Here is a 7,754-nt window from a genome sequence, read left to right as displayed (position 1 = left end):
TGTCTAAACGTTTCCAAATGCCGGGGCCGCACACGGGTGGAGTCGGGACTCCGGTGAAGCCGTGGAGGAGGCCACTGGCCTCCTCCACCCCTACAAAATCAACCGAACAAACTGGGGCGGGCCAGATCCAGCAGTAATTTTTTGACCGGCGCCGGCAGCGCGGCCTCACCGATATCCGACAAGGCTACCCACACATGCCCCGCCGGGGTCTCGCCGCGCGCCGCCAGCGTCACCTTGTGCGGATAAATGTGCAGCTTGTAGTGCGTGAACACATGCACCAGCGGCAGCAGCGCCTGCACTTCCTCGACCGTCCCGACCCGCGCCAGGGCCGCCGCCAGGGCGCCTTCACCGTCGCGCTCCTCGTCTATGCCGAGGTGGCCGTCCGCTTCCGGCAGCGACAGCAATCCGCCCCAGATCCCGCTGCCAGGGCGCTGTTCCAGCAGCACGTGCCGCTCGTGCAGCACGACCAGCATGTCGGCGCGCTTTTCGGGCGAAGCCTTCTTCGGCTTGCGCACCGGCAGTTCCGCCGTGCGGCCGGTGGCGTAGGCCACGCAGCGCGCCTGCAGCGGGCAGCGGCTGCAGTCGGGCCTGGAGCGCGTGCAGAGCGTGGCGCCTAGGTCCATCAGCCCTTGCGTGTACGATTCGATGCCCTCCAGGGGCAGCAGGGCGTCGGCGCGCCGCCACAGGCCTTCCTCGATGCGTTTTTCGCCCGGGTAGCCCTCGACGCCGAACACCCGCGCGAACACGCGCTTGACGTTGCCGTCGAGGATGGCGGCGCGGGTGCCGTTCGAGAAGGCGGTAATCGCCGCCGCCGTCGAGCGGCCGATGCCGGGCAGGTCGGCCAGCAGGGCCGGGTCGCTCGGGAAGACGCCGCCGTACTCCGCCACCACCCGCTTGGCGCAGGCGTGCAGGTTGCGCGCGCGGGTGTAGTAACCGAGGCCGCTCCAGTAAGTCATCACGTCCTCGACCGGTGCGCCGGCGAGCTCGTGGACAGTGGGGAAGCGCTCCAGGAAGCGCGCGTAATAGCCCAGCACCGCGGCCACCTGCGTCTGCTGCAGCATGATTTCGGAGAGCCAGACGCGGTAGGCGTCGCGCGTGTTCTGCCACGGCAGCGTGTGGCGTCCGTGCGCGCGCTGCCAACCGATGACGGCCTGCGAGAAAGTGGGATCGGCGAGGTCGTCGAACTCCGTCAATCGTTTCACGCAGCCTCCCGCAGTGCCGGCTGGTCCAGCCGCGCCCTGACGCCGTCGGCCAGCGCCGCCAGCTGCCGGCGCTGGTCTTCCAGCGTGTCCTGGCTGGCCTCGAAGGCGGCGATCTTCTGCTCCAGGCTGTCGGTCGCGTCGTGGATGCGCTGGATTGAGGCGAGGCGGTGGCGCAGCTGTTCCTTGTGCTGGCGGATCTGGCTCTCGAGCGGCGCCATGATCACCTTCAGCCAGGCTTCGACGTCGGCGTTCGCCGCGCGGAAGGTGCGCCGCACGTTGGAGGCGATCGAATCGAAGAAGCGCTCGAGCAGGGTGGCGCGGCTCGTCATCAGCAGCGTGGCGGTGCCGAACTGGCGGGCGTACAGCGCTTCGACGGCGTCGATCTCTTCGCGGTAGCGCGCCAGCGACAGCGGCATCGCCGGCGACATCGTCAGCCCGTGCTCGGTGGCGAAGCCGCGCAGCATGGCGTCGGTCATGGCGCCGATCTCGGCCACTTGCTCGCTGGCGGCATCGATGCTGGCGCGCGCCGCGTCGAAAAAGGTTTTCACCGGGACGCGCATGCCGGTGGCGAAACGCACTCCCTGCATCGCCACGCGCACGGCGTCGGCCTGGCGCGCCACGGCATCGGTGCCGAGGGTGGAATACAGGCTGCTCGACAGGGTGGCGAAGCGCGTCCTCGCGTCCTGCAGGCGCAGCAGACCGGCGTCGAAATCCTTCCGCTCGGCCTCGATGCGGCGCATCATGTGCGCCAGCACGGTCTGGTTCTTGCCGCGCAGGCTTTTCAGTTCCTGCAGCTGCTCGACCAGGTTGCGCGAACGCGCGGCCAGAGCCGTGCCTTGCACCTTGTCGAGGTCGGCCAGGTCTTCGCGCAGCTGGCTGCCGAGGATCGCGCGCTTCTGAGGGATCAGACTGTGCATCAGCGCCGCTTCGAGCGCGCCCAGGCGGCTGCGCTCGAACAGCGCCATATCTCCCTGGATGCGGCCGACCAGCGCCTTGTGCGCCGACACCGGATACACCTGGCCCGGGTCCAGCCCGAGCTGCTGCGCGACCGTGTGCTGCTGGCGCGCGATCTCGGCGTCGTTGTCGGCGTCCGAGCGCAGGGTGTCCCACATCGCATCGATCTTGTTGAGCACGACGATGCGTCCAGGACCTGCGCCGATATGGGTGCGCCAGACGTCGATGTCGCTGCGCGTGACGCCGGTATCGGCGCTGAGGACGAACAGCACCGCATGCGCGTTCGGGATCAGGTTCAGCGTCAGTTCCGGCTCGGTGCCGATCGCGTTCAGGCCGGGCGTGTCGAGGATCACCAGGCCTTGTTTCAACAACGGGTGCGGCAGGTTGATGATGGCGTGGCGCCATTGCGAGATCTCGACCAGCCCGTCGGCGCCGACGGCATCCTGCAGCGCCGGATCCTCCGGGTCGTACAGGCCATAGCGCTGCGCTTCCTCGAGATCGACGCGGCGCGTCATGCTGACCTGGCGGAAGACTTCCAGCATGCGCTCGGGCGCGTTCAGGTCGAGCGGCAGCACGGTCCAGGCGGCGGCGTCCTCGCGGAAGTCGCTGGTGGACAGTTGCTGGGCGCGGGTTTCGATCGGCAGCAGGCGGATGCAGGGTTCCCAGGCAGCGTCGTACAGCAGCTCGGTCGGGCACATGGTGGTGCGGCCGGCCGAGGAGGGCAGGATGCGCTGGCCGTAGTCGGCGAAGAAGATCGCGTTGATCAGCTCGGATTTGCCGCGCGAGAATTCCGCGACGAAGGCGACGGACAGGCGGTCGTCGCGCACCCGCGCCGCGGCCTGGGCGACGCGCTGCTGCGTGGCCGCGTCGGCCAGGTCGAAGGCCGCCAGCGCCGCGCGATAGTCCTCCAGCCCGCTTGCGACCGTGGCGCGCCAGGCGCCGTATTCTTCGATGTTCTGCATGTGTCTGCTCTCTGGAAGGTGCCTACCGCTGGCAGGTCGCGCAATAGAAGGTCGACCGCTGCCCCTGCTTGATCTGGCGCACCGGCGCGCCACAGTTGCGGCAAGGAACTCCAGCACGATCATAGACGAAATATGTCTGCTGGAAATATCCGGATTGGCCATTTACGGCAATAAAGTCACGCAGTGTGCTGCCGCCCTGCACGATGGCGTCGGCAAGGACTGTGCGGATGGCCGCGGCCAGCTTTTCGTAGCGGGCGCGGCTGATGCGCGAGGCCGCCGTCTTCGGGCTGATCCCGGCATGGAACAGGCTCTCGCAAGCGTAGATGTTGCCGACCCCGACCACGATATCGCCCGACAGCAGCACCTGCTTGATCGGCGCGCTGCGCTTGCGCGTGGCCTTGAACAGCAGCTCGGCCGAAAAACTGTCCTCGAGCGGCTCGACGCCGAGCGCGCGCAGCAGCACATGCTGGTCGAGCTCGCCGTCGTCGTTCGGATGCCAGAGCACGGCGCCGAAGCGGCGCGGGTCGTGCAGGCGCAGCACCTGACGCACACCGTCCTCCGTCACAACGAGGTCGAAATGGTCGTGCTTCTTCGGCTCGACGCCCGGCGGCAGCACGCGCAAGTGGCCCGACATGCCGAGGTGCACGATCAGGGTGCCGGCGTCGAAGCCAATCAGCAGGTACTTGCCGCGGCGACGGACGTGCAGGATGCGCTGGCCTACCAGCGTCTCGGCAATGTGCGCAGGGAAGGGCCAGCGCAGGCCCTCGCGGCGGAACACGACCTGTTCGACCACGCGACCTTCCAGGTGGGGTGCGACCCCGCGCCGGGTCACTTCTACTTCGGGGAGTTCAGGCATGAAAATCTGACAAAATTCTTGTAAATTCGTGTTGCGGGGCCGCACGCGGTTTTGGACTCCGGCGTAGAATCGGACATCATTCCACACATGGACTTGCCTTGAAAAACGCTTTCGTCATTGTAACTCTCTCCGGCATGCTGTCGGCGTGTGCTGTGGCGCCACAACCGCAGTCCGGCGCGCAGTCGAGCGATAAAACGACCGCAGCGTCGCCGGTGGTGGTTGCCGAAGCCGCCGAGATCGCCACGCTTGATGCGGCCGAGGCGGCGCGGGCGGCGGAACAGGCAAGCGCCGACGCGGAACGTGCACGGCTGCCGAAAGTCGAACTGACGAGCGCCTTGCTGAACCAGCTGCTGCGCGCCGAGTTCGCCTTCCGCAAGGGCGACTGGCAAGGACCGTATCTCACCATGCTGAGCCTGGCCCAGCAGACGCGCGACCCGCGCCTGGCGCGCCGCGCTGCCGAAATGGCGCTGGCCGCCCGCCAGCCCGAGGACACGCTGGCCGCCGTGCGCCAATGGCGCCAGCTCGACCCGCAGTCCGACGAAGCGACACAGTACTATCTGGGGATGGTGATCCTGTCCGACAATATCTCGGACGCAGAAGACATCTTCCGCAAGCGCCTCGAAGGCACGCCGGCGAATGTGCGCGGCATCGTGCTCTACCAGGTGCAGCAACTGCTGTCGCGCGCCAAGGACAAGGAAGCGGCCGGCGCCATGCTCGAGCGCCTGGTAGAGCCCTACCGCAACACGGTCGAGGGCCATGTCGTGCTGGCGCAGGCTGCGCTCGCCAAGGGCGACAAGCCGGCGGCGCAGCGCGAGGCACGTGCCGCGCTGGCCCTGGCGCCAACCTCCGAAATCGCCGTGCTGACGCTGGCGCAAGCGAGCGAGAACGAGGCGCAGGTGCGCGAGATATTGACCAGCTTCATCGCCGCCAACCCGAACGCCCGCGAAGTGCGCGCGGCGCATGCGCGCATGCTGGTCAACGACAAGCGCTTCGAGGAAGCCCGCGCCGAATTCATCCTGCTCGACAAGCTGCAGCCGGACAACGTCACGACCCTGTACGCGCTCGGTGTGCTGTCGACCCAGCTGAACGACCCGGCTGGCGCCGAAACGTATTTCACGCGCTTCGTGGACGTGTTGGGACGCAACCCGAACGACGAGCGCGATCCCTCGAAGGCGCTGCTGATCCTGTCGCAGCTGGCCGAGGAACGGGGCGACCTGAAGGCGGCCGTCGGCTGGCTCGACAAGCTGCCCGAAGGCGACGACAAGACCACCTTCGGCGTCCAGTTGCGCCGTGCCCAGCTGCTCGGCAAGGGCGGCGACGTACCGGCCGCGCGCCGCCTGCTCTCCTCCCTGAAGCCGGAAGAGCCGGCGGCCCAGGCCCAGCTGGCGGCGGCCGAGGCGCAGGTGCTGCGCGACGCCGGCCAGGCCGAGCAGGCCTTCCAGCTGATGCAGGCCGCCACCAGGCGCTTCCCGAAGAATGCCGACCTGCTGTACGACTTCGCGCTGCTGGCCGAAAAGACGGGCCACATGGAAGTGATGGAAACGACGCTGCGCGAGGTGATGCGCCTGGCGCCCGACAACCACCACGCCTACAACGCCCTCGGCTATTCGCTGGCCGAGCGCAACGTGCGCCTGGAGGAGGCGCGCGCCCTGATCGAAAAGGCGCTGGCGATGGCGCCGGAAGACCCCTTCATCATGGACAGCATGGGCTGGGTGCATTATCGCCTCGGCAACCTCGATGCCGCCGAAGCCCACCTGCGCCGCGCCTACAGCCTGCGCCGCGATCCGGAAATCGCGGTACACCTGGGCGAAGTGCTGTGGCAGAAGGGCAAGCAGGCCGACGCCCAGAACCTGTGGCGCGAAGCGCGCGCCAAGGACCCGCAGAACGACACGCTGCGCAGCACGCTGGCGCGCCTGCGCCTGTCCTTGTGAAATAATCCATCTTTTGCGGCGGACGGCTCGCTGTCCGCTGCTCCTGCACAAGCATCGCCCAGGCAGCCGCCGGCCGCCCGGGCGCCGACATTTCCTGACCGATAACGCGACCGATGCCGATTACCCGCCGTCTTTCCCTGCTTGCCCTTGCCGCCGTGCTGGCCGGCTGCGCCACCACCAACCCCTCGACTACCGACGCGAACGCCACCGTCGGCGCCTACCGCGACACCATCGCCCTCTCCGGCCGCCTGAGCGCGAACTACCAGAAGGATGGCCAGCCGGGTTCGATCACGGGCAACTTCGAATGGTCGCAGCAGCCGGGCCGCATCGAGGTCGCGCTGTTCTCGCCCACGGGCCAGACCGTGGCCACGATCAATGTCACGCCGGAACAGGCGACGCTGACCCAGGCCAACCAGCCGCCGCGCAGCGCCAGGGACATCGACAGCCTGACCGCACAGGCGCTCGGCTGGTCGCTGCCGGTCTCCGGCCTGCGCGACTGGCTGCAGGGCTATGCGACCGATGCGTCCGGCAAGCGTTTTGCCGCCTCGCCTGCGAAGAACGAAGTCTTCACCGCCGACGGCTGGCGCCTGCGCTTCGTCTCCTGGCAGAAGAACACTGCAACGCCGATGCCGAGCGTCATCCACGCCGAACGCAGCGCCACTGCCACCACCGAGGAATTGGCGATCCGCATCGCCGTCGACCCATCTGCCTGATGATGACTTCGCTGCACGCTTGCCCGGCTCCGGCCAAATTGAACTTGTTCCTGCACGTCGTCGGCCGCCGCGCCGACGGCTATCATTTGCTGCAAAGCGTTTTTCAGCTGATCGACCGGAGGGACGTGCTGCACTTCGACCTGCGCAGCGACGGCCGCATCGTGCGCACCACCGAAGTGGCGGGCGTGCCCCACGACAGCGACCTGATCGTGCGTGCGCTGCAGCGCCTAGCCAATGCCTACCAAAACCGTCACGGCCGTGCGGCGCCCGGCATCGATGTAGCGGTGGAAAAGATCCTGCCCATGGGTGGCGGGCTCGGCGGCGGCTCGTCGGATGCGGCCACCGCGCTGATGGCGGCCAATTACTTGTGGCAAGCCGGTTTCAGTGACGCCGAGCTGATGGAAATCGGCTTGCCGCTGGGCGCCGACATCCCTTTCTTTATTTATGGACAGACCGCGTTCGTCGAGGGAGTAGGGGAGGCCATGCAGCCGGTCGCGGGGCCGGATTGCTGGTATGTCGTGATCGAGCCGGGCGTCTCCGTGCCCACGCCGGCAATTTTTACCGCAGAGGATTTGACGCGCGACACGAAGCCCGTTAGAATAGCGGACTTTCCTGCAACGCATGCTCTGCATGAGTTCGGAAGAAATGATTTGCAAGCAGTAGCATCCCGTCTGTTCCCGCCGGTAGCTGAAGCGGTCGAGTGGCTCGGGCAGCATGGTGCGGCAAGGATGACTGGTTCGGGAGCGTGCGTGTTTTGCGCGATGACCGACGAGGCGCAGGCGGATCGGGTGTTGGGGCAGGTTCCCGGCAACTGGCGAGCGTGGAAAGCCCGGTCCTTGGAGCGACATCCGCTGAAATCGCTCTTGCAAAACAATGAGTTGTAGAATAAAATTTTGCCTGTCGCAGGGTTTGACGAAGTAGTTAGATGTTGCGACAAGCTGTAGGTTGCGTAGGGGAATCGCCAAGCTGGTTAAGGCACCGGATTTTGATTCCGGCATACCAAGGTTCGAATCCTTGTTCCCCTGCCATTCGTTTTGTCCGATCTGTCGATGCGAATGCGTCCAGCGGATAAATCAGGCAGCACCGCTCCCGCGGACTGTCTTTGAGTGCATAATCAGCCGGTATAGCCGGCTGAT

At 66.8% G+C, this 7,754-nt stretch carries 6 protein-coding genes and 1 tRNA gene; 4 read left to right on the top strand and 3 right to left on the bottom strand.

Features of this window, described 5'->3' with window-relative positions:
• Positions 1-98: 98 nt before the first annotated feature.
• Genes mutY through mutM form a run of 3 tightly spaced genes read right to left on the bottom strand, consistent with a single transcriptional unit; the run spans position 99 to position 3,974 of the window.
• The gene (gene mutY, locus ACWCIA_RS14670; protein ID WP_454164411.1) at positions 99-1,202 is read right to left on the bottom strand and encodes an A/G-specific adenine glycosylase; all 1,104 of its coding nucleotides are present in this window, start codon (positions 1,200-1,202) and stop codon (positions 99-101) included.
• Positions 1,199-3,118: a dynamin family protein gene (locus ACWCIA_RS14665; protein ID WP_454164409.1), complete on the bottom strand. Its 1,920-nt coding sequence runs from the start codon at positions 3,116-3,118 to the stop codon at positions 1,199-1,201. The genes mutY and ACWCIA_RS14665 overlap by 4 nt, the downstream gene beginning before the upstream one ends.
• Before the next feature lie 22 nt (positions 3,119-3,140).
• Positions 3,141-3,974, bottom strand: coding sequence for a bifunctional DNA-formamidopyrimidine glycosylase/DNA-(apurinic or apyrimidinic site) lyase (gene mutM / locus ACWCIA_RS14660; protein ID WP_454164407.1), 834 nt, complete (start codon positions 3,972-3,974; stop codon positions 3,141-3,143).
• Positions 3,975-4,108: 134 nt separating this feature from the next.
• On the opposite strand from mutM, the gene ACWCIA_RS14655 reads away from it, so the two are divergent.
• The 4 genes from ACWCIA_RS14655 (at position 4,109) to ACWCIA_RS14640 (ending at position 7,646) form a co-directional block, all read left to right on the top strand.
• Positions 4,109-5,905 carry a tetratricopeptide repeat protein gene (locus ACWCIA_RS14655; RefSeq protein WP_454164419.1) on the top strand — a complete coding sequence of 599 codons (1,797 nt, stop codon included), beginning with the start codon at positions 4,109-4,111 and terminating at the stop codon, positions 5,903-5,905.
• 113 nt (positions 5,906-6,018) lie between these two features.
• Positions 6,019-6,618 (top strand): lipoprotein insertase outer membrane protein LolB, encoded by a 600-nt coding sequence (gene lolB, locus ACWCIA_RS14650; protein ID WP_454164405.1) that lies wholly within the window; start codon positions 6,019-6,021, stop codon positions 6,616-6,618.
• Between the two features lie 2 nt (positions 6,619-6,620).
• Complete coding sequence (gene ispE / locus ACWCIA_RS14645; RefSeq protein ID WP_454164417.1) at positions 6,621-7,502, top strand: 4-(cytidine 5'-diphospho)-2-C-methyl-D-erythritol kinase; 882 nt, start codon at positions 6,621-6,623, stop codon at positions 7,500-7,502.
• A 67-nt stretch (positions 7,503-7,569) separates the two neighbouring features.
• Positions 7,570-7,646 (top strand) — tRNA-Gln (locus ACWCIA_RS14640).
• The last annotated feature ends 108 nt before the right edge of the window (positions 7,647-7,754 follow it).

The sequence above is a fragment of the Massilia sp. SYSU DXS3249 genome, assembly GCF_053668055.1.
The sequence above is the reverse complement of the archived record's forward strand: the minus strand, read 5'-3'. Positions and strand labels throughout refer to the sequence as shown.